The sequence below is a fragment of the Pseudomonas sp. GW821-FHT09C08 genome (genome assembly GCF_059418125.1).
Window position 1 is genome coordinate 587,980 of sequence record NZ_JBWKPG010000002.1, and the last position, 22,145, is coordinate 610,124.

Genomic DNA, 22,145 nt, shown 5'->3' on the forward strand with positions numbered 1-22,145 from the left:
CAGGGCACATTCATCCATGGAATCGTATTATCGGGCGCTGGCCGCAAGGGATGCGGGCGGCCGTCTGCACTGTTTTTGAAAGGTTTGAAGCATGCGTGTTCTGATTGCTGAACAGGATCACCCTCTGTACGCCCGGTTGCTGGGCGAAGCGGCACCGGACCTTGAGGTGCTCACCAGCGGCGACTCGGCCGAACTGTCGCGCCTGGCCGCCGATTGCCCGGTATGGCTCGGCCAACCTGACCTGCTGGCGACGTTGTTGCGCCAGGGCCATCAACCGCAATGGCTGCAATCGACCTGGGCGGGCATCACGCCGCTGCTGGCCGACGGCTTGCCACGCGATTATCGCCTGACCCGTGCGGTCGGCATCTTTGGCCAGGTCATGGCTGAGTTCGTCCTCACCTACATGCTCGGCCACGAGCGCGAAGTACTCGCGCGGCTGGTCAGCCAGGTCGAGCGCAAATGGGACAACCGCATGGGCCAGAGCCTGGCGGGGCGTACGGCGCTGATCGTCGGTACCGGCGATATCGGCCAGAGCGTGGCGGAGTTTCTCGTGCCGTTTGGCGTCAAGGCGTACGGCATCGCCAGCACCGCGCGGGAACAGGCGCCGTTTATCGAAGTGGCCGGGCTCGATCAGCTCGGCCGGCTGGTGGGCGAGGCGGATTATGTGATCAACCTGCTGCCCAACACGCCGAACACCCACGACCTGTATGACGCGGCGCTGTTCAAGCAATTCAAGCCGACCGGGCTGTTTATCAACGTCGGGCGCGGCGTGGCCGTGGTCGATGCCGACCTGGTCGAGGCCTTGAAGGAAGGCCACCTGGCCGGCGCGGTGATCGATGTGTGCCGCCAGGAACCGCTGCCGCAGCGCCATCCGTTCTGGACTGCGTGGGGCCTGTTGCTGACCGGGCACAGTTCCGCACCGACCTCGCCGTCGATGATGGTCGAGTTGTTTGTGCAGAACGTGCGCGCGTTTCAGGCCAAGCAAGCCCTGCGCGGAGAAGTGGATTTCGAGCGCGGTTACTGACGGCGACACACAACCTGACAGTCAAGATGGAACCTTCTTCGCGAGCACTCCCACCCAGTGACCGCAAAGGGCGCAAGGTCGCGCCCTTTAAGGATATCCATATGACTAAGGACAGGTTCGCCCATGACCACGCTCACCCCTTCCTCTTTCAATACGCCAGCCTTGGCGTTTTCCAGCCGGGGAGCACCGGCTCCGACCGACGCCGCCTTGGCGGCCAAACAAGCTGTATCCGGTGGACTTGAATGGCATGCCTGGGGAGTTCATGGTGCCGGTGGTCAAGCGCGTGTATGACCGGCAAGTCGCCGAACTGCGGGCGGCGTTCAATGAGCTGATCGCCCCCGCGTCTTGACCGGCTCACCCTGGCGTTCGGCAACGCCAGGGTGACACGGCTCAAAGGCTGAAATCACCCTCTGACACCAGCTCGCTCAGCGGCTTGCGCGGGCTCGGTGCTTCGCGGCCTTGCAGGTACTCGGGCAAGGTCGACTTGTCACCCAGCTTGCCGACGGCCACGGCCGCGTGCAGCGCATACCCTTCAGGAATCTTCAGCTCCTTGCGGGTCAGCTCCTGGTCGAAGCCGGCCATGCCGTGGGTGTGCCAGCCGCTGAGGCTGGCTTGCAGCGCCAGGTGGCCCCAGGCCGAGCCGGTGTCGAAGGTGTGCCACAGCGCCGGGGTTTCTTCCGTGGCGCCGGGGGCGGTGAAGTCGGTTTTCGAGGCGATGATCACCAGGGCCGAGGCATGCTGCGCCCACCCACGGTTGAATTCATTCAGCAGGCCCAGGAAACGTTCCCAGTCCGGCGTGTCGCGGCGCGCGTAGAGAAAGCGCCATGGCTGCGAGTTGTAGGCCGACGGCGCCCAGCGTGCGGCTTCAAAGAAGCTCAGCAGGGTTTCCTGGGGAATGCTTTCACCGGTAAAGGCGCGTGGCGACCAGCGCTCGGTGAACTGGGTGTGGATCGGGTAATCGGCAACGCGTGGATTTGTGCTCATGAACAGTTCCTGATGACGACGATGGGCTACGGTGAGATAGGCAAGCGCAGTTCAAAAAAACGGGGCACCGATGAGCTCGGCGAGGGTTTTTTCAAGGCTCCATGGGGCGTCGTGGGCAATGCGGCGAAGCATTTATGGCGGCCGACGCAGGGCCTTCGCGGCTCACAAAGCTACTGCGACGAAGGGTCGCTGACAAGTCTTGTCGTACCGACAGTCGCCAGCGCTTGGCCCCAAGGGCCTTGGGCACTAGACTGGCGGCCTTTTCACCTACCGATACTGATGCAGAGCCATGGCCGCCAAAGTCGAACCTTTCTGGATACGCAAAACCCTTGAACACCTCGACCAGGAGGAGTGGGAGTCGTTGTGCGACGGCTGTGGCCTGTGCTGCCTGCAAAAGCTTGAGGATGAGGACGACAACAGCGTCTATTACACGCGTATCGCCTGCAAACTGCTCGACCTGAAGACCTGTCAGTGCACCGACTACCCCAACCGCCGCGCCTCGGTGCCCGACTGCATCCAGCTCACCCCGGGCCAGGCCGACCAGTTCAAATGGCTGCCGCCCACCTGCGGCTATCGCCTGGTCAGCGAGCGCAAGGACCTGCCGCTGTGGCATCACCTGGTCTGCGGCGACCGCGACGCCGTGCACCATGAACGCATTTCCCAGTCCGGGCGCATGCTCAGCGAAGGCAGCGTGCCCGAGGATGACTGGGAGGATTACCTGATTTTCCGCGCGGGCTGAACGAGGAGTGTGTATGAGGGCGGGAACCCAGCTGGCGGCAAGCCTGGTGTTACTGGCGTTGAGCATGCCTGCGTGGTGCGCGAAGAAGGTCGACCTGGATTATCACGTCAAGTTGTTGCCCCAGAGCGATCAGGCCGAGGTGCGCGTGAGCCTGTCCCAGGGCTCGGCGGTGCGCAGCCTGGATTTCGACCTTGGCCATGACGGTGACTACAGCGACTTCAAGGCTGATGGCCAATGGAGCGTCACCGAGCACCGCGGCCGGTGGCAACCCGGCGCCAACAAGGCCAGCCTGACCTACCGGGTTCGCCTCACCCACGCGCGCAAGCCAGGCATTTATGAGGCGCGGATGACGCCGAGTTGGGCGCTGTTTCGCGGCGAAGACCTGGTGCCGCCCGCGCGCCTCGACCAGCAGGACGGGGTGGAGTTGGTCTCGCGCCTGGTGTTCGAACTGCCGGCAGGCTGGAAAAGTATCGAAACCGCCTGGCCACGCATCGGCAAGAACAAATTTCGTATCGACAATGTTTCGCGCCTGTTCGACCGGCCGACCGGCTGGATGCTCGCCGGCACCCTCGGCAGCCGCCGCGTGCGCCTGGGCGAGAGCGAAGTCACCGTCGCGTCGCCCAAGGGCCAGGCCATGCGTCGCATGGATGTGCTGACGTTGCTGACGTTCGTCTGGCCCCAGGTGGAAGCGGCGTTCCCGCGCCATCCGGCCAAGCTGCTGGTGGTAGGCGCCAGCGACCCGATGCGCCGTGGCGCGTTTGCCGCGCGCGACTCGATCTACCTCAACAGCCGTACGCCGCTGGTCAGTGAAAATGGCAGCAGCCCGCTACTCCGTGAAGTAGTGCAGGCGATTGGCCGTTTCAACGATCACGACACCAGTGACTGGATCAGCGAGGGCCTGGGCGAGTACTACGCCATCGAGCTGCTGCGCCGTGCCGGCGGCATTACCGATGAGCGATATCAGGCAATCCAGGCGCGGTTGGTCAAGGAGGGCAAGGACGTGACCAGCCTGCGCGGCGAGCACGTCAGCGGGGCGACGGTGTCACGGGCGGTGGTGGTGATGCAGGAGCTGGATCGCGAGATCCGCGTGAAAACCCACAACAAGCGCTCCCTGGATGATCTCGCCCAGGCGGTGATGCGGGCCAACAGCATTACCACCGCGGAGTTTGTGCAACTGGCCGAGAGCATCATCGGCGAGACGTCGGTGGTGCTGGACAGCAAGCTGCTGCGCTGAACCCGCCGAACAGACTGCAACTTCCTGTAGGGGCCCGGCAAGCCGGGCTCCTACACGAAAGGCTAGCCGGTGGTTTTTACCGCTTTTTCAGCCGCCACTTCGGCCTTGGTCTTCAGGTTTTTCAGCTCTTCACCGGCGCGCTCGATCTTTGTACGCACGCTGTTCATTTCCTGACGGCCCTGTTCCAGCTTGTCCTTGAGCGAGCTGTGCCCGGTGACGCCGCGCACCAGCGCCACGCCGCCAATCGCCACCTGGATCAAGCCGAAAATCCCGCCGCGGCGCAGGCCTTTGCCGACCATCATCACGCCACCGGCCACCGAGCCGATGCGTTCCCAGCCGTGCACGTTCTGGGTGGGCTGGGTCTGGAACGGCGTGTGTTCGATGATAGGGCGCAAGGTTTTGCTGTCGCTCATGATCTGTCTCCAACGAGGGCTAGTGATATGCAGCTGACTGCGGGCAGGCGCCGGATGTTCCCGATAAATCAGTACTTGGGGCCCGAACGGGTGTTGTTGCCCTTGGCCAGGCGGTCGTAGAGCACCACGTTGACGGTCGCGGCGAGGTTCATGCAGCCGGTCGTCGGGATGTACACGACGTCTTCGCACCAGTCGCGGATCTCTTTATCCAGCGAGCCATCTTCGGGGCCGAAGATATACAGCGCGCGGTCAGGGTGCGTGTATTCGGGCAGCGGGCGGGCGCCTTCCACCAACTCCACGGCGACCGGGATGCAGCCCAGGGGGAGGATCTTCTTCAGGTCGTCGATGCCGATCAGCGGAATGTCGTGATGGACTTTCTTGGTGTCGGTGATGAAGTCCCGGGCGCGCTCGTAGCGCACGCCGGTGTAGAACACCGAGGCCACGCCGTAGCAGCCGGCGGCACGCATCACCGAACCAACGTTTTCGGGGGATTTGGGGTTATACAGACCGATGCAGCTGTAGCGTTTATTGCCCACGGGAGTGCCTTAAAAAGGCAGCAGTATAGCGGCAAGCTACGAGCTGCAAGTAAAAGCGGCATGGCTTTTTCTTGTGGCTCGCTGCTTGAAACTTGAAGCTGCGTCATTCAGTCGTCTTTCTTCATCAGCCCCGCCAACGCCGCAAACGGGTTGTGCGTGGCCTTGGCAATCGTCGGGCTGCTGGTGGAGCCTTCGCCGAAGTACTGCTGGTCGGTGTAGCGCGAGTGTTCGTTGTCGTGGCAGTACAGGCACAGCAACTCCCAGTTGGAACCGTCCTGGGGGTTGTCATCATGATTGTGATTTCGGTGGTGTACGGTGAGCTCGCTCAAGCGTTTGCCGGAGAACTCACGGGCGCAGCGGCCGCACACGTGGGGGTACATCTTCAAGGCTTTGTCGCGGTAGCCCATTTCCCGGTCACGCTGGGCATCGGCCAGGATGCGGTCCAGCTTGGCGGTGTGGGAGGGCGGGTTGGTCGAGCTCATCATGGCTCCTGGCTATTTGGTGGGTCACGGATAGGGTTGATTCTAGCCGCTCGCGCTGTAAAAGACCGCTGGCTTTTTCAGCAACCGTACAGCCTGGCCGCGACGAACGTTTGTAGTATCGGTTCACTCACTTTCATAAGGATCTGAAGCCTATGCGTTTACCTACATGGACAGTTGCACTGCTGCTTTGCGTGCTGGCGGCTCAAGCCCAGGCGTTTTCCACCCCCAAGCCCGGCCAGGTGATCGAGGTCAGCCTCCAACAGCTGCACCCGACCCAGGCGGTGGTGGGGTTCGACCAGATTTACTACAGCCTGGGGCTGTTTGCCGACAAACCGAAGAAAGTCTTCGATGAGTACTGCGAAACCAACGGCCAGGGCGAAGCCGACAACGTGCCGAAAAAGGCCGACCTGCAGCGGCCCGACAGCTTCACCTGCAAGGACCCGGTGGGCACCCATCCTGAAGACATGAAAACCGTGGTGGTCGGCCCCGCGGGCCAGTTGTACCTGACCGACGGCCACCACAGTTTCACCACCTTGTGGGAAGTCCCCGGCGGCGGTCCCCGGTTGAACATGTGGGTCAAGGTCACCGACGACTTCAGCGACAGCCGCGACCTCGCCACGTTCTGGCAGCGCATGCAGGCGGCGCGCAAGGTCTGGCTCAAGGACAACCAGGGCCAGACCCTGCCGCCGGCGCAATTGCCGGCCCACCTGGGCTTCAAGAACCTGCAGGACGACATGTTCCGCAGCCTCGTGTACTTCACGCGCAAGGCCGCCTATGGCAAGCCGGAGGAGGGTGCGGTAGCGCCGGAATTTCTGGAGTTCTACTGGGGCAACTGGCTGCGCACGCAGATCGACCTGAGCCAGTACAACCTGGACAAGAAAAGCGGCTACAAGGACGCCATTGAAGCCGTCGCCCAGCGCATGGTCAGCCTCGCGCCGGGCTCACAGGTTGGCGACAGCGGTTTTACCGCCCATCAACTGGGCGGCATGACCACGCTGGACCGCGATGAGCTGGAGAAGACCTTCGAGAAAAAAGTGCCGTATGTGATTGATTACCGCAAATCCCGCAACTGACGCGGGATTGGAGATGCGGGCGCTGGCTGGCCTGCGATGTGGGCACCCGGGGGGCAGGCGCACCGGGTTGATGCCATCGCAGGCCGGCCAGCGCCTACAGTGGCTCAGCCCTTGAGCTTCTCGGCGATCCAGATGGTGTGCCGGGTGCCCTTGTTACCGTGGGCGAACACCTGCACTTCTTCGGCCTTGAAACCCGCCTTGCGCAATTTGTCGCTGAACAGTTTGTCGGCGCTGGCGGACCAGACCGCCAGCACGCCCTTGGGGCGCAGGGCCTTGGCACAAGCTGCCAGGCCACCGGCGGAATAGAGCCAACTGTTGGCTTTTTGCGTCAGGCCTTCGGGGCCGTTGTCGACGTCGAGCATGATCGCGTCAAAACCCTGGGGCTCGGCCTGCAGTACGTTGGCCACGTCTTCCAGGCGGATCACGGTGCGCGGGTCAAGCAATGGCCGACCGGATTTCTCCCCCAGCGGGCCACGGTTCCATTCCACAACGCCGGGCACCAGTTCCGCTACCACCACCTCGGCAGTCTTGCCCAAATGCTTGAGCGCCGAAGCCAGGGTAAAGCCCATGCCCAGCCCGCCGATCAACACCCGCGAACCCGGACGGCCAGCGACTTTGCGGCAGGGAATTTCCGCCAGGGCGTCTTCCGAACCGTGCATGCGCGTGTTCATCAACTGGCCGCCGTCCCCGCCCTGGATCTTGATGACAAAATCCTCACCGTATTCGAACAGGCACAAGGCTCCGCCATTGTCGGGGATCGGGGTGGTGTCCAGCAGAACGAAACGTTTCATGGAAATCTCATTGGGAAGGGCATTCTTGCGCGGTTGGGAGTAGCCTTGTGACATTCCGGTCAGGCCATGGAGCCATCGATGAAGTGCAGCATTCTAACGGTCATTGTGTTGAGCGCGCTCGCATTGGGTGCGGCGCAGGCTCAGGAGTTGCAAACCGTACCGGTCGCCCCGACGCCAACCCCAGGCGCGCCGGGCACGCCAACGCCGACGCTCTACCCGCAAGTCACCCCGCCCGCCGTGCCCAAGACCAACGGCTCGCCGCCCCTGGTGCCCATCGTGCTGCCAACGCCGCCGAAGGACCAGACGGTGCCCGGCCTGTTGCAAAACGACAGCAAGCCGAAGACGCCCGGCGGCTAGAACTGTTGCGAGAGTAATTGCCCGTCGGCCATGCGCAGGCGCTTGGACAGGGCAATGGCAATGGCGCGGATGATCTTGGCGGCCACCCGGGGCGCTTCGTTGAGCATCTTCTCCAGGGAATCCTTGCCCAGGTTCAACAGCACGCAGTCACTGGCGGCCACGCAGCTGGCCGAACGCCGCTCGCCGTCCAGCACCGCCATTTCACCGAAAGCGCGCCCACTGCGCAGGGTGGCGATCGTCAGGCGCTGGCCGGTGTGGCTGGATTTCTGCACGGCCACCTGGCCGCTGTGGAGGATGCACATGAACGTGCCGGCATCGCCCTCGAGGAAAATCACCTCATCGCGGGCAATGCTGCTGATATTGAAGTAGCCGGCGGCCACGTGGAAATCTTCCGGCAACAGCGGGTCGAACAGGCCGCAGTCCATGAGCATGTCGCGGATTTCGTTATTCAGGAGCGTCGGTGGAGGCATGGCTGCAGTATTGATCCATCAATCAGGTAGGCGGTCCTGTGTTCAGACAGGACCGCCGCGCTAAGTTCCTTAAACCAGCCCCAGCGCCTTGAACACAAATGCATATTCGAGCGCTACGTCACGTAATCCCTGGTAACGACCGCTCATCCCACCATGGCCGGCGCCCAGCTCGGTCTTGAGCAGCAGGAGGTTGTCGGAGGTGGCGGTGTCGCGCAACTTGGCCACCCACTTGGCCGCTTCCCAGTACTGCACGCGGCTGTCGTTGTAGCCGGCAATCACCAGCAGGGCCGGGTAGGCCTGGGCGCTGACGTTTTCGTACGGCGCGTAGGCCTTGATGCGCGCATGCACCTCGGGCTCTTCGGGATTGCCCCATTCATCGTACTCGGTGATGGTCAGCGGCAGTTCCGGGTCGAGCATGGTGTTGAGCACATCGACGAACGGCACCTCGGCAATCGCCGCCTGGAACAGCTCCGGACGCTGGTTGAGCACCGCGCCGATCAACAGCCCGCCGGCGCTGCCGCCACTGATCGCCAGTTGGCTGGACGTGGTCAGGCCCTGGGCGATCAGGTGTTCGGCACACGCGATAAAGTCGCTGAAGGTGTTCTGCTTGTGAGCCTGCTTGCCGTTGCGGTACCAGGCTTCACCCAGTTCGCCGCCGCCGCGCACATGCGCAATGGCGAAGGCGACGCCACGGTCGAGCAGGCTCAGGCGCGCATGCGAGAACCATGGGTCGAGGCTGTGGCCGTAGGCGCCGTAGCCATACAGGTACAGCGGCGTCGGCTTGCCGAGCTGGTCGCGCTTGACCACCAGGCTGATCGGCACCTGGGTGCCATCGGCGGAGGTGGCCCACAGGCGCTGGCTGACGTAGTCATCGGCATTGAACACGCCAAGTACCGGGGTTTCCTTGAGCACCTGTTGTGCGCCGCTGGCCAGTTCCAGCTGACGGACCTGGGCCGGGCGGTTCAGGGCTTCGTAGCGCAGGCGAATCTTGTCGCTGGGGAATTCCAGGCTGTTCTGTACGTAGAGGCTGTAGGCAGCGTCAGGCAATTCCACGCGATAGGCCGGCACGCCTTGCGGGTGCACTTCGATCACGGGCAGGCCGCCAATGCGCAGGCTCAGGGTCATGGCGCTGGCGTTCAGGCTGACGCCGTCGAGCATCACGTCGTCGCTGTGGGGGATCAGGTTCTGCCACTGGTCCTCGGTTGGCACATCGCCGGTATCGGCAGCGACGAACAGCGCGTAGTTGATGCCATCGCGGTTGCTGCGGATAAACCAGGTCCACTCGCCGTCGAGCTTGCCGTGGTCGACGTCATATTCATGGTCCTCGACCCGTGGCGCCAGGCAAGTGAAGTCCAGGTGCGGCTGGTTGGCGTCCAGCGCCCAGATTTCGCTGGTGGTCTTGCTGCCCAGGGCCAGCATCAGTTGGCGCTCGGAGCTGGAGCGGTAGCAATGCAGGAAGAAACGCCCGTCGGGCTCGTGGAACACTTCCTGCGCTGCGGTGCCGTCCAGGCGATAGCGATACAACTTGTGCGGGCGGTGAGTGTCGTCGAGTTCGCCGAAAAACAGGGTCAGGCTGTCGTTGGCCCAGGTCATGCTGCCGTCGCAGTTCTCGAACGCCAGTTCGCTGACCTTGTCGGTGGCCAATTCCTTCACGAACAGGGTGTAGATCTCCTCGCCACTGGTATCCAGGCTGTAGGCCAGGCGTTGGTGGTCGGGGCTGATGCTGAATGCCCCGAGGGAGAAGAATCCGCCATTGGCCAGCACGTTCGGGTCCAGCAGCAGTTCTTCGCTGCTGTCGTCGACCTGGTTGCTGTCGTCGGCCGGACGGCGGCAGCGGTAGTGACGGGCGTATTCGTCACCGGCGGTGGTGCGCGTGTAATACAGGTACGGGCCCCACGGCGAGGGCAGCGACAGGTCGGTTTCGAGGATGCGGCCCTTGATCTCTTCGAACAGCGTTTCGCGCAAGGCCTGCTGGTCGGCGAGCTGGGCTTCCTGCCAGGCGTTTTCGGCCTTGAGGTAATCGAGGACTTCGGCGCTGTCACGCTCCTGCAGCCAGGCGTACGGGTCCTGGCCTGGGGCCTTGCGGGCAATCGGGGCGGCAGTGATGTGGGTCGATGACGGCATGGATCACTCTCTGTCTGGCGGAAGGTGGCAGGCATTGCAGCCGCGACACGCAAAAGCCGTTATCATAGCCGCCTGTTTGCCTACCTTGCCATGGACACCATGACCGAGAACGACTATCTGACCGCTTGGGGCCTCTACGCCTTTGCCGCTTTGGGCTGCCTGTTGGTGTGGTGGCGCATGACCCGCTGGATCTGGCGCTGGCTGCGCGAGCCGCTGCAATTGCTGATGGCGGTGCTGCTGTTCAGCCCGACCATCGTCGACCCGGTCAAGACCCAGTTCGCGCCGGCCGTGGCCATTACTGCGCTGGACCTGGTGCTCAAGGTCGGCAACAACGCCTGGCGGGCGATCTCCGATCTGTTCATGTACACGATGATCGCGTTTGCCGTGTACCTCGTGTTCGTGTTGATCCGTTGGCCCATCGAGCGCGCCGCCAATGCCCGCCGGGAGCGCAAGGCCGCCGTCGATGCCGCCCTGGCCGCCGAGCCGGACGATGACGACGAGCCTTTGCGCCGTCCTGCCCCCGTGAGCGGTATGCGCGTCGAGCCGCGCCTTTAACGTTGTCCGCCCTGCAGCGAGAGCCCTGGCATGTGTGAATTATTGGGCATGAGTGCCAACGTCCCCACCGATATCGTGTTCAGCTTTACCGGGCTGATGCAGCGCGGTGGGCGCACCGGCCCGCACCGCGACGGTTGGGGCATCGCCTTCTACGAAGGCCGTGGCCTGCGCCTGTTCCAGGACCCGGCCGCCAGCAGCGAGTCGGAAGTCGCCCTGCTGGTGCAGCGTTATCCCATCAAGAGCGAAGTGGTGATCGGGCATATCCGCCAGGCCAACGTCGGCAAGGTGAGCCTGGCCAACACTCATCCGTTCGTGCGTGAGCTGTGGGGGCGCAACTGGTGTTTCGCCCACAACGGCCAACTGGCGGACTTCACCCCGCGCGCCACCTTCTACCGCCCGGTCGGCGATACCGACAGCGAAGCGGCGTTCTGCGACCTGCTCAACCGCGTGCGCGAGGCGTTCCCCGAGCCGGTGGACATCGAGCGAATGCTGCCGGACCTGATCGCCGCCTGCGCTGAATACCGCAGCAAAGGCGTGTTCAACTGCCTGCTCAGCGATGGCGACTGGCTGTTTTGCTTTTGCTCGACGAAATTGGCGCAAATCACCCGGCGTGCGCCGTTTGGCCCCGCGCGCCTGAAAGATGTCGACGTGATCGTCGATTTTCAGGCCGAAACCACGCCCAACGATGTGGTGACGGTGATCGCTACCGAGCCGTTGACCGACAACGAAAACTGGACCCGCTACGAACCGGGCCAATGGAGCCTGTGGCGACGCGGTGAATGCGTCAGCCAGGGCATCACCGAGTAAGGATATCGACCATGTTGCTCAGTTACCTGCGGTTGGTGCTGTTTGCCATTGGCTTGTTGGTCGGCGTGCAAGTGCCGGGGTTCATCAACGATTACGCCAAGCGCGTCGAAGCCCACTTGATCGAGGCCCAGACCGGCCTGCGCGGGTTCGAGTCCACCGCGCAGCAGTTCTTCAATGGCGACCTGCAGGCGCTGGTCGCCCACTACCGCGCCAGCGATGACCCGGTGTTCCAGAGCGATGCCAACAGCCTGGGGGCCATGCTCGATCGGCAGGTGGCGCTGGACAAGCAATTCCAGGCGATGCAAGGCCCCTGGTACATCCGCGCGCTACAAGTGGCCGTGGCTGCCGACCCGGATATCCGCCTGGAAACCTGGAATGGCTACAGCTACCAGATCCTGTTGACCCCCGAAGCCATGGGCTGGGGCCTGGGCGGGGCGATGCTGCTGTCGTTCGGCCTGGAATGCCTGTTCCGCCTGATCGACTGGGTAGTGCTGGGCGGCAAGCGCCTGCGCCAGAGCCGGCCGATCGAAGAGCGAGATCTGAAAGGCCTCTAACGGCCACCTTGATGCACTGTAGGCGCCCGGCTTGCGGCGATGGGGCTCACGAGACTCTGAGGCGCTATCGCCGGCAAGCCGGCTCCTGCAGGTTTGGACGGGTCAGGCCAGCACCATGCGCTCCGCGCCTGCTTCCTTGGCATACTGCGCCACCACCTTCTGGCACAGCCCGACAATCTCCTCGACCAATTCCACCCCCACACGCCACGACACCACCACCTGCAGATTCGGCAGTTGCTGCGCCATCGGCAGCATCACCAGTTCGCCGCGCGCGAGTTCCTCAGTGACCAGCACCGGCGGCAGTGCGCCAATGCCGAAGCCATCACGCAGCAACCGCGTGATCGCCGACACGGAGTTCACACAGTTCATCCTCGGCGCGGCCACGCCATTGGCTTGCATCAGGCTGAGCACATCCTGGTGCGGGTGGGAGTTTTTCGAATAGGTGATGATGCGCTCCTGAGCCAGTTCGGCCAGGGACGCGTAGTCGCGGTTGTAGATCGATTGGCTGGCGACGATCCAAGCCATGGGGTGGCTGGCCAGTTCCAGGCTGCGCACGGTTTCCAGGCGCAGCAGGTCGGTTTGCAGGATCAAATCCAGAAAGCCTTTTTGCAGCTGATCGCTGAGGTTCAGCGCTGTATCGGCGACCAACTCGATTTCCACCAGCGGGAAATGGTCCATCAACTCGGCGACCAGCGGGCTCAGCCACGTGTGGATCACCGTGTCCATCGCGCCGATGCGGATGCGCCCGACCTTGCTGCTGGTGGTCTCCAGGGACTGCTTCAGGCCTTGCATGGTCACCATCATCTGCTCGGCATAATCGAGCACCTTCAGGCCTTCCGGGGTCAGGCTCACGCCCCGTGAGTCGCGCAGAAACAACTTCACACCCAGCTCGCTTTCCAGCACGGCAATGCGGCTGGAAATCGAGGCCTGGGTGGTGAACAACTTCTCGGCGGTCAGCCGAAAGCTCTTGAGCTTGGCCACCCAGACGAAGGTTTCGAGGAACTTCAAATTCATGGGATCAACTTTTCTTATGCTTGGATCGGTTTTTATTAGTTGGACGCCGCACCGGGCCAGCGCCAAAAATCGAGTTATTCCACGATAAGCGTCGTTGGGGTGCCAGGACAAGTTGCGAGTTCTGTGTAAAAAATCCCACACTACAAAAAAACAAAGCCTACAGGAGCGACCACCGTGAGCCGCCTGCTACTGAATTGCGACATCGGCGAAAGCTTTGGCAACTGGACGATGGGTCTGGACGCCGAGGTCATGCCGTTCATCGATTGCGCCAACGTGGCCTGTGGCTTCCATGCCGGCGACCCGAGCATCATGCGCAAGACCGTCGGCCTGGCGCTCAAGCACGGTGTGCAAGTCGGCGCGCACCCGGCGTATCAGGACCTGCAAGGTTTTGGCCGTCGCTCCATGGCCTACACGCCCGAAGAAATCCAGGACCTGCTGCATTACCAGATCGGCGCCCTCGACGGCATCTGCCGCGCCCAGGGTGGGCGGGTCAGCTACGTCAAGCCACACGGCGCGATGTACAACGACATGATGGCCAACCCGGTGCAGCTGCGCGCGGTGATCCAGGCCGTGGCCGCCTATGGCGACCTGCCACTGATGCTGCTGGCTACCCGCGACAACAGCGCGGCCCAGGCCCTGGGCGATGAATACGGGGTCATCCTGTGGTTCGAGGCCTTCGCCGACCGTGCCTACGACCCCAAGGGGCATCTGGTTTCGCGCCAATTGCCGGGTGCCGTGCACCATGATTCCGACACCATCGTCCAGCAGGCCCTGACCCTTTCCCGTGGCGAGGCCCTGACGGCCAGCGATGGCAGCCCGCTGGTATTGCGGGCCAACACCCTGTGCGTGCATGGCGACAACGCCAGCTCGGTCGCCGCCGTGCAGCGCATTCGCGAGGCATTGAAGCCAGCATGAAGCCACGCATTGAAGTGGTGGCCATCGACGCGCTGATGGTGCGTCTGTTTGACGTGATTGCCGAAGCCAACATGCCGTGGATGCTCGCCGCCACCCAGCGCTTGCGCAGCGGTTTCGGGTCCGCGCTGGTCGACCTGGTGCCGTCCTACACCACGTTGATGGTGCATTACGACCTCACCGCGTTGAGCCCGTCCCAGGCCCGCGCGTTGATCGACGAAGCCCTGACTGACCTACAGCCCCAAGCCCAGGGCGGCGGCCGGTGCCATGTGCTGCCGGTGTGGTACGACCCGAGCGTCGGCCCTGAACTGACGTTGCTCGCCCAGCGCAGTGGCTTGGCTGTCGATGAAGTGATCCGTCGTCACAGTGCCCACCAATACCAGGTATTCGCCCTCGGCTTCGCTCCCGGTTTTGCCTTTATGGGGCTGGTCGACGAAATCCTCGCCACACCACGCTTGAGTACCCCGCGCAAACGCGTGGCGGCCGGCAGCGTCGGCATCGCCGAGCGGCAAACGGCCGCCTACCCGGTGGTATCTCCCGGCGGCTGGAACCTGATCGGCCGCACCCCGGCCAAGCTGTTCGACCGCGAACGCGACGGCTACAGCCTGATGCAACCCGGTGATACGGTGCGTTTTGAAGCCGTCGATCACGCGGAATTTATCCACCTGGGTGGCGATGACACGCCGTTGGAGGCGCAGGCATGAGCCGCTTGTTGATCGAGGCCAGCACGCCACTGTGCCTGTTGCAGGACGCCGGCCGCTTTGGCGTGCGCCACCTGGGCGTGACCCAGGGCGGTGCGCTGGACTGGGTGTCGCTGTCCTGGGCCAATTGGCTGCTGGGCAATGCGCTGGATGCGCCGGTGGTGGAAATCACCCTCGGCGGTTTTACCGTGCAGGCCGAGGAATATTGCCTGCTGGCCTTGGCCGGTGCGGACCTGGGTGCGTACATCGACGAACGCGCCATCAGCCCCGGCCGCAGTTTCATCCTGCAAAAGGGCCAGCGCCTGCGCTTTACCCAGCCGTTCAGCGGGGCCAGGGCCTACCTGGCGGCGCCGGGCGGCTTTGATGCGCCGCAGGTGCTGGGCAGTTGTGCCACGGTGGTGCGCGAGGAGTTGGGCGGGCTGGATGGCTTCGGCAGGGCGTTGGTCGAAGGCGCGCGGTTGGGCTATTCCGGGACCGGCGGTGCGATGAAGGTGCTGAGCGATTTTGTCCTGCCCGCCAAGGGGCCACTGGACGTGATCGTCGGTGCACAGATCGGTCAGTTCAGCGGCCAGAGCCTGTTCGATGCCTTCAATACCGAATGGGCGCTGGACAGCCGCGCCGACCGCATGGGCATGCGCCTGTTGGGCACGCCGTTGCAGTACCAGGGGCCGTCATTGATTTCCGAAGGGATTCCGTTGGGGGCCATCCAGGTGCCACCGGATGGACAGCCGATTGTGTTGCTCAATGACCGGCAGACCATTGGCGGGTATCCACGCCTTGGCGCGTTGACGCCGTTGGCGCTGGCGCGACTGGCGCAGTGCCTGCCGGGGGAAAAACTCAGGTTGGCGCCGGTGGTGCAGGAGACGGCGCATCAGCAGCATGTGGCGTATCTGCGCAGGTTTACCGCGTAAAGAAAACTCCTACGGGAGTGCCAGCGTTTGTCGTCTTCGCTGCTTGAGTGCAGTCATGCAAATCTTGATAGGTCCATCCCCTAGTCAGGTTTTGCCATGCGCTATTTGAAGATATTTGCCCAAGATGTGTTCGATAACGATATTCCCGACGTGGTCTATCTGGAGTTCTATGACGACTCCCAAGCCCCCGCGCTTGTCCACCGGGCGACGGCGTTCGATATCACCGAAAACGGCAAGTTCGACTGGGTCATTGCGGACGATCTCAATCAGGACGGTATTGTCGACGCCGTGGACCGGGAGATGGCCCTTGAGTTTGCCCAGTTGTTCCTGGCGTTCGAATGGTTCAGCCTCGATGAACCCTTCGACAAGTACCTGAAGGTATTTGCCGGGGACTTTGATCACAACGGGATTCCCGACACGGTGCGCTTGCACTTTCATCAAGGGGAAGGGGCGCCCCGAGATGAAACCATTGTCTATTCGGCGGCGGTGTACAGCGACGGTAATGGTCGGGGGAGCACTGTCTCGATCAACCAGGACGTCAACAATGATGGGAAAGTCGACCGTCAGGATTCGGAACTGGTCAAACAGTTCGCTGCGCTGTTCCTCAAGTTTGCCTGGATCGACAGCGAGCACTGCTGAGTGAAGTTGCCTGTAGCCGATACCATCGTCTACAGGCCTGCCATCACTTGGACAGGAAGCGCATCCCTTCTTCCAGCCCGCGCAGCGTCAGCGGGTACATCTGGTCTTCGACCAACTCGCGCACAATCCCCGTCGACGCCGTATAGCCCCAGGTGTCTTTGGGGTACGGGTTTATCCAGATCAGCTTCTTGTACTTGGCCATGAAGCGCTGCATCCACACGTACCCTGGCTCTTCATTCCAATGCTCGACGCTGCCGCCGGCCTGGGTGATCTCATACGGCGCCATCGACGCGTCGCCGATAAAGATCACTTTGTAGTCGGCGCCGTACTTGTGCAGCAGGTCCTGGGTGGAAGTGCGCTCCGAGGTGCGGCGCTGGTTGTTCTTCCAGACCGACTCGTACACGAAGTTGTGGAAGTAGAAGTACTCCAGGTGCTTGAACTCGGTCTTGCATGCCGAGAACAGTTCCTCGCAGATCTTCACATGGGCGTCCATCGAGCCGCCGATGTCGAACAGCAACAACAGCTTGATGGTGTTGCGCCGCTCCGGGCGCATCTGGATGTTCAGCAGCCCGGCGTCGCGGGCGGTGTGGTCGATGGTGCCGTCGATATCCAGCTCTTCGGCCGCACCCTGGCGCGCGAATTTGCGCAGGCGGCGCAGGGCGATCTTGATGTTGCGCGTGCCCAGTTCCACCTGGTCGTCGAGGTTCTTGTACTCGCGCTGGTCCCAGACCTTGACGGCCTTGCCCTGGCGTTTGCCGGCGTCGCCGACGCGAATGCCTTCCGGGTTGTAGCCGCCGGAGCCGAACGGGCTGGTACCGCCGGTGCCGATCCACTTATTGCCGCCGGCGTGGCGTTCCTTCTGTTCTTCCAGGCGTTGCTTGAACGCCTCGATCAGCTTGTCGAGGCCGCCGAGGGACTGGATCTGTGCGCGTTCCTCGTCGCTCAGCGAGCGTTCGAATTCCTTGCGTAGCCAGTCTTCGGGGATCAGCGCCTGCAGGTGGTCGTCGAGCTTTTCGAGGCCGTTGAAGTAGGCGCCGAAGGCTCGGTCGAACTTGTCGAAATGCCGTTCGTCCTTGACCAGGATCGCCCGGGCCAAGTAGTAGAACTCGTCCATGTCGGCGAAGGTCACGCGCTGTTTCAGCGCGTTGATCAGGTCGAGCAGCTCGCGCACCGAGACCGGCACCTTGGCTGCGCGCATTTCATTGAACAGGTTGAGCAACATTATCGATTACCGCGACGGCTCATGAATGCCAGACGTTCAAGCAGTTGCACGTCTTGCTCGTTCTTCACCAAGGCACCGGCCAGCGGCGGGATTGCCTTGGTGGGGTCGCGCTCGCGCAGCACCGCTTCGCCGATATTGTCGGCCATCAGCAGCTTGAGCCAGTCCACCAGTTCGGAGGTGGAAGGTTTCTTTTTCAGGCCCGGCACCTTGCGCACATCGAAGAACACGTCCAGCGCTTCGCTGACGAGGTCCTTCTTGATGTCGGGGTAGTGCACATCGACGATCTTTTGCAGGGTGGTACGGTCGGGGAAGGCGATGTAGTGGAAGAAGCATCGGCGCAGGAAGGCGTCCGGCAGCTCTTTTTCATTGTTGGAGGTAATGATGATGATCGGGCGTTTCTTCGCCTTGATGGTCTCGTCGATTTCGTAGACGTAGAACTCCATCTTGTCGAGTTCCTGCAACAGGTCGTTGGGGAACTCGATGTCGGCCTTGTCGATTTCATCGATCAGCAGGATCACGCGCTCTTCGGACTCGAACGCCTCCCACAGCTTGCCCTTCTTCAGGTAGTTGCGCACGTCGTGCACCTTGTCCACGCCCAGTTGCGAGTCGCGCAGGCGGCTGACCGCGTCGTACTCGTACAGGCCCTGGTGGGCCTTGGTGGTGGACTTGATGTGCCAGGTGATCAGCTTGGCACCGAAGGATTCGGCCAGTTGCTCGGCAAGCATGGTCTTGCCGGTGCCGGGCTCACCCTTGACCAGCAGCGGACGCTCCAGGGTAATGGCAGCGTTGACGGCCAGTTTCAGGTCATCGGTGGCAACGTAGGCCTGGGTGCCTTCGAACTTCATCGGTCATTCCTCGAATTCATCAATGCCCGGACTATACCGCGCGGCCCCGGCGACTGTGAACGCAGACGGGTTATTCAGTCTCTGAATGGCCGGTCAGGCTCAATCCGCCGATGGCTTGGGTTGTTCATAGCGCGCGTTGAATGCCTGGATGAAGCCATTGCGCAAAATCGCCAAAAACGCGGAGAACGCGCTGACATTCTGCTGATGCACGCTGCCACTCAGCTCCACGCGGGTGGCGAACTGGTTCTTGGCCTGGTTCTTCAGCACCGTCTCGCTGGCGCCGACCACGGCCTCCCAGATCGAGCGGAAGATGTTCTTGTCCTTGTTTTCGACGTCCTGTTGCCAATCGAAGACTTCCACATTGCGCAGCAGCGGCTTGATGTAGCCGGTCAACTGGCCTTTTTCCGCCTGGGCCTCGATCACCACATCACCGGTACCGGCCTTGAAGTCGAATTTGCCGTACGCCGACGCGAAATCATTCATGCGGCGCAGCTGCAGATCCCTGGCGCGAAAGCGGAATTCGAAGTCTTCGAAGTTGCTCAGCGGATCAAACGTGGCAGTCGCTTCCAGGGGCGCCTGGCCCTGCAGCAGGGCCTTGCCGTCGAAGCGGGCGTCGCGCTTGCCTTTGACGTCGACCACGTTGGTGAGGTTATAGAAGCTGGCGTTGACCGACGTGGCGTTGATGTTCACCGGCGGTTTGGAGCTGAAGTTGTGGAAGGCGATCTTGCCGTCCTGGATGCGCACTTCGTTGAGGGTGATCGGCAGCAGTTTGCTCAACTGCGCGCGCCAGTCGGTGCCTTTACCGGTCTGGGACGCCTGCTTGTTGGCCCCGCCGTCGACGAAATTGACCTCGGGGTTGACGAACTGCACCTCAGCCACCACCGCATGGTCGTACCACAGCGAATGCCAGCTCACTGCCAGGTCGATCAACGGCGCCTTGACGAACGGTACCGGTACCTTACCGTCGACCTTGACGATCTGCAGGCCGTTGATCCTGTACGCGCCGCGCCACAGGGCCACGTCCACGTCGGTGACCTGGCCACGGTAGTCGCCCATGTCGGCGAGTTTGTCATTCAAATAGTTGCGCACCAGGTAGGGCAGGGCCAGGTCGATAGCAACCAGCACCACCACCAGGGCGGCGAAGGTCCAGAGTGGCCAACTGTAGCGACGTCTCATGGTCAGGTTCTCCAACGGTATAGGCGATGGACCGCCCGGGTGGGCGCAACGTTCCTCTGACTGGACGCCTTGGTGGACGAGGCATACCCTTGTGACCTTCTTGAAATTGCCTTAAGGACCCGTCATGAGCCGCATCTTTGCAGACAACGCGCACTCCATCGGTAACACGCCCCTGGTCCAGATCAACCGCATCGCCCCGCGTGGCGTGACCATCCTGGCCAAGATCGAAGGGCGTAACCCGGGTTACTCGGTGAAGTGCCGCATTGGCGCAAACATGATCTGGGACGCCGAAAGCACCGGCAAACTCAAGCCGGGCATGACCATCGTCGAACCTACCTCCGGCAACACCGGTATCGGCCTCGCGTTCGTGGCCGCTGCCCGTGGCTACAAGCTGCTGCTGACCATGCCGGCGTCGATGAGTATCGAGCGCCGCAAGGTGCTCAAGGCCCTCGGCGCCGAGCTGGTGCTGACCGAGCCGACCAAGGGCATGCCAGGGGCCATCGCCAAAGCCGCTGAAATCGTCGCCAGCGACCCGGCCCAGTACTTCATGCCAGGCCAGTTCGAAAACCCGGCCAACCCGGCGATCCACGAGAAAACCACCGGCCCGGAAATCTGGAATGACACCGATGGCGCCGTCGACGTGCTGGTCGCGGGCGTGGGCACCGGCGGCACGATCACCGGGGTGTCGCGTTATATCAAGAACACCGCGGGCAAGCCGATTCTGTCGGTGGCCGTGGAGCCGCTTGTGTCGCCGGTGATCACCCAGGCCCTGGCCGGTGAAGAGATCAAGCCGAGTTCGCACAAGATCCAGGGCATTGGTGCCGGTTTTGTGCCGAAGAACCTGGATCTGTCGATGGTCGACCGCGTGGAACTGGTGACCGACGAAGAGTCCAAGGCCATGGCCCTGCGCCTGATGCAGGAAGAAGGCATCCTCTGCGGAATCTCCTGCGGGGCGGCGATGGCCGTGGCCGTGCGTCTGGCGGAGAAGCCGGAAATGCAGGGCAAGACTATCGTAGTCATTTTGCCGGATTCCGGTGAGCGCTACCTGTCGAGCATGCTGTTCAGCGATTTGTTTACCGAGCAGGAAAACCAGGCTTGATGATTGTTTTGTGGTGAGCAGGTTTGATGTTTTGTAGTGAGCAGGTTTGATGGGGTGAGTAGGCTTGGTGTTTTGTGGTGAGCAGGTTTGATGGGGTAAGTAGGCTTATTGTTGATTTGTCGTGAGCGCGCTTTCCGCTTCCTGTGGTGAGCGGGCTTGCCCCGCGTTGGGCTGCGAAGCGGCCCCAATCAATCCAGCGGGTTTTTCCAGGGAGAAGCGCGGTGAATGGTTTCAGGGCCGCTTCGCGCCCCAACGCGGGGCAAGCCCGCTCGCCACAATAAGCCTGCACTAGCCACAACAAGCCCATCCATCACAAGAGATCCGCTTGCCCCACCCGCGTTGCTTGCAATGTTTGATTTGTGTCAGCCGGTCAGCTCGGGCCTTCTGCATAATGGCCCAACTGTTTATCATGGCCGGCTGCTACGTCTGCTGTTGGCCAGGCGCTTATTTTCAGGAGTTGCTGCATGACCTTTTCTTTGGCCGCCAAACTGTCGGTGCTGGCGTTGTTTATCGGCAGCACGCTGTATGTGCACCTGCGAGGCAAGGCCCGTTTGCCGATGTTGCGCCAGTTCGTCAACCATTCGGCGCTGTTCGCCCCGTATAACGCCTTGATGTACCTGTTCTCCGCCGTGCCGTCCAAGCCCTACCTGGACCGCAGCAAATTCCCGGAACTGGATGTGCTCAAGGACAACTGGGAAGTGATCCGCGAAGAGGCCATGCACCTGTTCGACGAGGGGTACATCCGCGCCGCCGAAAAGAACAATGACGCCGGGTTCGGTTCGTTCTTCAAGAAGGGCTGGAAGCGTTTCTACCTCAAGTGGTACGACAAACCCCTGCCATCGGCCGAGGCGCTGTGTCCGAAAACCGTGGCGTTGGTGAGCAGCATCCCCAACGTCAAGGGCGCGATGTTCGCGCTGTTGCCGGGCGGCAGCCACCTCAACCCGCACCGCGACCCGTTTGCCGGTTCGCTGCGTTATCACCTGGGCCTGTCCACGCCCAACTCCGACGACTGCCGCATCTTCGTCGATGGCCAGGTGTACGCCTGGCGCGACGGTGAAGACGTGATGTTCGACGAAACGTATGTGCACTGGGTGAAGAACGAAACGGAAAAGACCCGTGTCATCCTGTTCTGCGACATCGAACGCCCCCTGAGCAACCGCCTGATGACCCGCGTCAACCGCTGGGTCAGCAAGCAGCTGGGCCGCGCCACCGCGCCGCAGAACCTCGACGACGAGCGCGTCGGCGGCATCAACCAGGCGTATGCCTGGAGCAAGACCTTCAGCGACAAGTTCAGCGGTGTGGTCAAGCAGTGGAAGCGCAAGCATCCCAAGGCCTACCGCATTGCACGGCCGGTGCTGGCGGTAGTGGTGCTGGTGCTGTTGTGGAAGTGGTTGTTCGGCTGATCTCAAATGCAGTCGAAACTGTGGGAGCGGGCTTGCCCGCGAATGCGGAGTGTCAGTCGATACATTCTTGACTGATCCAC

The 22,145-nt window shown here is 62.3% G+C and carries 25 protein-coding genes; 14 read left to right on the forward strand and 11 right to left on the reverse strand.

Annotation, left to right across the window (positions count from 1 at the left end):
- Positions 1–91 precede the first annotated feature (91 nt).
- Entirely contained in the window at positions 92–1,024 is a 933-nt protein-coding gene (locus tag AC07OJ_RS09355) for a D-2-hydroxyacid dehydrogenase (RefSeq protein WP_495094433.1), read from the forward strand.
- Between the two features lie 390 nt (positions 1,025–1,414).
- Here the strand turns inward: AC07OJ_RS09355 and AC07OJ_RS09360 are convergent, their stop codons facing one another.
- A complete protein-coding gene (locus AC07OJ_RS09360; protein WP_065902081.1) occupies positions 1,415–2,008 on the reverse strand; it encodes a nitroreductase family protein in 594 nt (197 codons plus the stop codon).
- Between the two features lie 289 nt (positions 2,009–2,297).
- Between AC07OJ_RS09360 and AC07OJ_RS09365 the strand changes: the two genes are divergently transcribed.
- On the forward strand, positions 2,298–2,747 hold the full coding sequence (locus tag AC07OJ_RS09365; protein ID WP_003172524.1) for a YcgN family cysteine cluster protein: 450 nt from the start codon (positions 2,298–2,300) through the stop codon (positions 2,745–2,747).
- 13 nt (positions 2,748–2,760) lie between these two features.
- A complete protein-coding gene (locus AC07OJ_RS09370) occupies positions 2,761–3,981 on the forward strand; it encodes a hypothetical protein (RefSeq protein ID WP_495094434.1) in 1,221 nt (406 codons plus the stop codon).
- Between the two features lie 62 nt (positions 3,982–4,043).
- On the opposite strand, the gene AC07OJ_RS09375 is transcribed toward AC07OJ_RS09370, so the two are convergent.
- From AC07OJ_RS09375 to AC07OJ_RS09385, 3 genes are all read right to left on the reverse strand, one after another.
- A complete protein-coding gene (locus AC07OJ_RS09375; RefSeq protein WP_065902075.1) occupies positions 4,044–4,394 on the reverse strand; it encodes a YgaP family membrane protein in 351 nt (116 codons plus the stop codon).
- A 68-nt stretch (positions 4,395–4,462) separates the two neighbouring features.
- Positions 4,463–4,930: an RNA methyltransferase gene (locus AC07OJ_RS09380; RefSeq protein ID WP_003189607.1), complete on the reverse strand. Its 468-nt coding sequence runs from the start codon at positions 4,928–4,930 to the stop codon at positions 4,463–4,465.
- A gap of 107 nt (positions 4,931–5,037) precedes the next feature.
- On the reverse strand, positions 5,038–5,412 hold the full coding sequence (locus AC07OJ_RS09385; RefSeq protein WP_025858458.1) for a YajD family HNH nuclease: 375 nt from the start codon (positions 5,410–5,412) through the stop codon (positions 5,038–5,040).
- A 152-nt stretch (positions 5,413–5,564) separates the two neighbouring features.
- Here AC07OJ_RS09385 and AC07OJ_RS09390 point away from each other — a divergent pair, with 152 nt between their 5' ends.
- Positions 5,565–6,485: a ParB/Srx family N-terminal domain-containing protein gene (locus AC07OJ_RS09390; RefSeq protein ID WP_495094435.1), complete on the forward strand. Its 921-nt coding sequence runs from the start codon at positions 5,565–5,567 to the stop codon at positions 6,483–6,485.
- A gap of 104 nt (positions 6,486–6,589) precedes the next feature.
- Here the strand turns inward: AC07OJ_RS09390 and AC07OJ_RS09395 are convergent, their stop codons facing one another.
- Positions 6,590–7,276, reverse strand: a complete 687-nt coding sequence (locus AC07OJ_RS09395) for a spermidine synthase (protein WP_065902069.1) — start codon at positions 7,274–7,276, stop codon at positions 6,590–6,592.
- Positions 7,277–7,354: 78 nt separating this feature from the next.
- Here AC07OJ_RS09395 and AC07OJ_RS09400 point away from each other — a divergent pair, with 78 nt between their 5' ends.
- Positions 7,355–7,633 (forward strand): hypothetical protein, encoded by a 279-nt coding sequence (locus AC07OJ_RS09400; RefSeq protein ID WP_065902067.1) that lies wholly within the window; start codon positions 7,355–7,357, stop codon positions 7,631–7,633.
- On the opposite strand, the gene AC07OJ_RS09405 is transcribed toward AC07OJ_RS09400, so the two are convergent.
- Together AC07OJ_RS09405 and AC07OJ_RS09410 are read right to left on the reverse strand one after the other, a co-directional pair.
- The gene (locus AC07OJ_RS09405; protein WP_065902066.1) at positions 7,630–8,103 is read right to left on the reverse strand and encodes a cyclic nucleotide-binding domain-containing protein; all 474 of its coding nucleotides are present in this window, start codon (positions 8,101–8,103) and stop codon (positions 7,630–7,632) included. The two genes, AC07OJ_RS09400 and AC07OJ_RS09405, sit on opposite strands and share 4 nt — an antisense overlap.
- Positions 8,104–8,172: 69 nt before the next feature.
- Entirely contained in the window at positions 8,173–10,227 is a 2,055-nt protein-coding gene (locus AC07OJ_RS09410; RefSeq protein WP_495094436.1) for a S9 family peptidase, read from the reverse strand.
- Between the two features lie 24 nt (positions 10,228–10,251).
- Here AC07OJ_RS09410 and AC07OJ_RS09415 point away from each other — a divergent pair, with 24 nt between their 5' ends.
- Genes AC07OJ_RS09415 through AC07OJ_RS09425 form a run of 3 tightly spaced genes read left to right on the forward strand, consistent with a single transcriptional unit; the run spans position 10,252 to position 12,143 of the window.
- Entirely contained in the window at positions 10,252–10,782 is a 531-nt protein-coding gene (locus AC07OJ_RS09415) for an MFS transporter (protein WP_065902064.1), read from the forward strand.
- Positions 10,783–10,812: 30 nt separating this feature from the next.
- Positions 10,813–11,589 (forward strand): class II glutamine amidotransferase, encoded by a 777-nt coding sequence (locus tag AC07OJ_RS09420; protein WP_106804832.1) that lies wholly within the window; start codon positions 10,813–10,815, stop codon positions 11,587–11,589.
- Between the two features lie 11 nt (positions 11,590–11,600).
- Entirely contained in the window at positions 11,601–12,143 is a 543-nt protein-coding gene (locus tag AC07OJ_RS09425; RefSeq protein ID WP_106804831.1) for a DUF2937 family protein, read from the forward strand.
- 102 nt (positions 12,144–12,245) lie between these two features.
- Here AC07OJ_RS09425 and AC07OJ_RS09430 read toward each other — a convergent pair whose 3' ends face one another.
- The gene (locus AC07OJ_RS09430) at positions 12,246–13,157 is read right to left on the reverse strand and encodes a LysR family transcriptional regulator (protein ID WP_065902058.1); all 912 of its coding nucleotides are present in this window, start codon (positions 13,155–13,157) and stop codon (positions 12,246–12,248) included.
- Between the two features lie 174 nt (positions 13,158–13,331).
- On the opposite strand from AC07OJ_RS09430, the gene AC07OJ_RS09435 reads away from it, so the two are divergent.
- From AC07OJ_RS09435 to AC07OJ_RS09450, 4 genes are all read left to right on the forward strand, one after another.
- Complete coding sequence (locus AC07OJ_RS09435) at positions 13,332–14,072, forward strand: 5-oxoprolinase subunit PxpA (RefSeq protein ID WP_106804829.1); 741 nt, start codon at positions 13,332–13,334, stop codon at positions 14,070–14,072.
- On the forward strand, positions 14,069–14,773 hold the full coding sequence (gene pxpB, locus AC07OJ_RS09440; RefSeq protein WP_495094437.1) for a 5-oxoprolinase subunit PxpB: 705 nt from the start codon (positions 14,069–14,071) through the stop codon (positions 14,771–14,773). Before AC07OJ_RS09435 ends, pxpB begins: the two co-directional genes overlap by 4 nt.
- Positions 14,770–15,681 (forward strand): 5-oxoprolinase subunit C family protein, encoded by a 912-nt coding sequence (locus AC07OJ_RS09445; RefSeq protein WP_495094438.1) that lies wholly within the window; start codon positions 14,770–14,772, stop codon positions 15,679–15,681. Before pxpB ends, AC07OJ_RS09445 begins: the two co-directional genes overlap by 4 nt.
- Before the next feature lie 96 nt (positions 15,682–15,777).
- Positions 15,778–16,320: a hypothetical protein gene (locus tag AC07OJ_RS09450; RefSeq protein WP_120447891.1), complete on the forward strand. Its 543-nt coding sequence runs from the start codon at positions 15,778–15,780 to the stop codon at positions 16,318–16,320.
- Positions 16,321–16,363: 43 nt separating this feature from the next.
- Here AC07OJ_RS09450 and AC07OJ_RS09455 read toward each other — a convergent pair whose 3' ends face one another.
- The 3 genes from AC07OJ_RS09455 to AC07OJ_RS09465 all read right to left on the reverse strand — a co-directional run bounded on the left by AC07OJ_RS09455 (position 16,364) and on the right by AC07OJ_RS09465 (position 19,563).
- Complete coding sequence (locus tag AC07OJ_RS09455) at positions 16,364–17,542, reverse strand: vWA domain-containing protein (RefSeq protein ID WP_106804825.1); 1,179 nt, start codon at positions 17,540–17,542, stop codon at positions 16,364–16,366.
- A complete protein-coding gene (locus AC07OJ_RS09460; RefSeq protein WP_003210690.1) occupies positions 17,542–18,387 on the reverse strand; it encodes an AAA family ATPase in 846 nt (281 codons plus the stop codon). Before AC07OJ_RS09460 ends, AC07OJ_RS09455 begins: the two co-directional genes overlap by 1 nt.
- A gap of 99 nt (positions 18,388–18,486) precedes the next feature.
- The gene (locus tag AC07OJ_RS09465) at positions 18,487–19,563 is read right to left on the reverse strand and encodes a DUF748 domain-containing protein (protein WP_201143739.1); all 1,077 of its coding nucleotides are present in this window, start codon (positions 19,561–19,563) and stop codon (positions 18,487–18,489) included.
- A 124-nt stretch (positions 19,564–19,687) separates the two neighbouring features.
- On the opposite strand from AC07OJ_RS09465, the gene cysK reads away from it, so the two are divergent.
- A complete protein-coding gene (gene cysK, locus AC07OJ_RS09470; protein WP_213552046.1) occupies positions 19,688–20,662 on the forward strand; it encodes a cysteine synthase A in 975 nt (324 codons plus the stop codon).
- 464 nt (positions 20,663–21,126) lie between these two features.
- Positions 21,127–22,065 (forward strand): aspartyl/asparaginyl beta-hydroxylase domain-containing protein, encoded by a 939-nt coding sequence (locus AC07OJ_RS09475; protein ID WP_065902037.1) that lies wholly within the window; start codon positions 21,127–21,129, stop codon positions 22,063–22,065.
- The last annotated feature ends 80 nt before the right edge of the window (positions 22,066–22,145 follow it).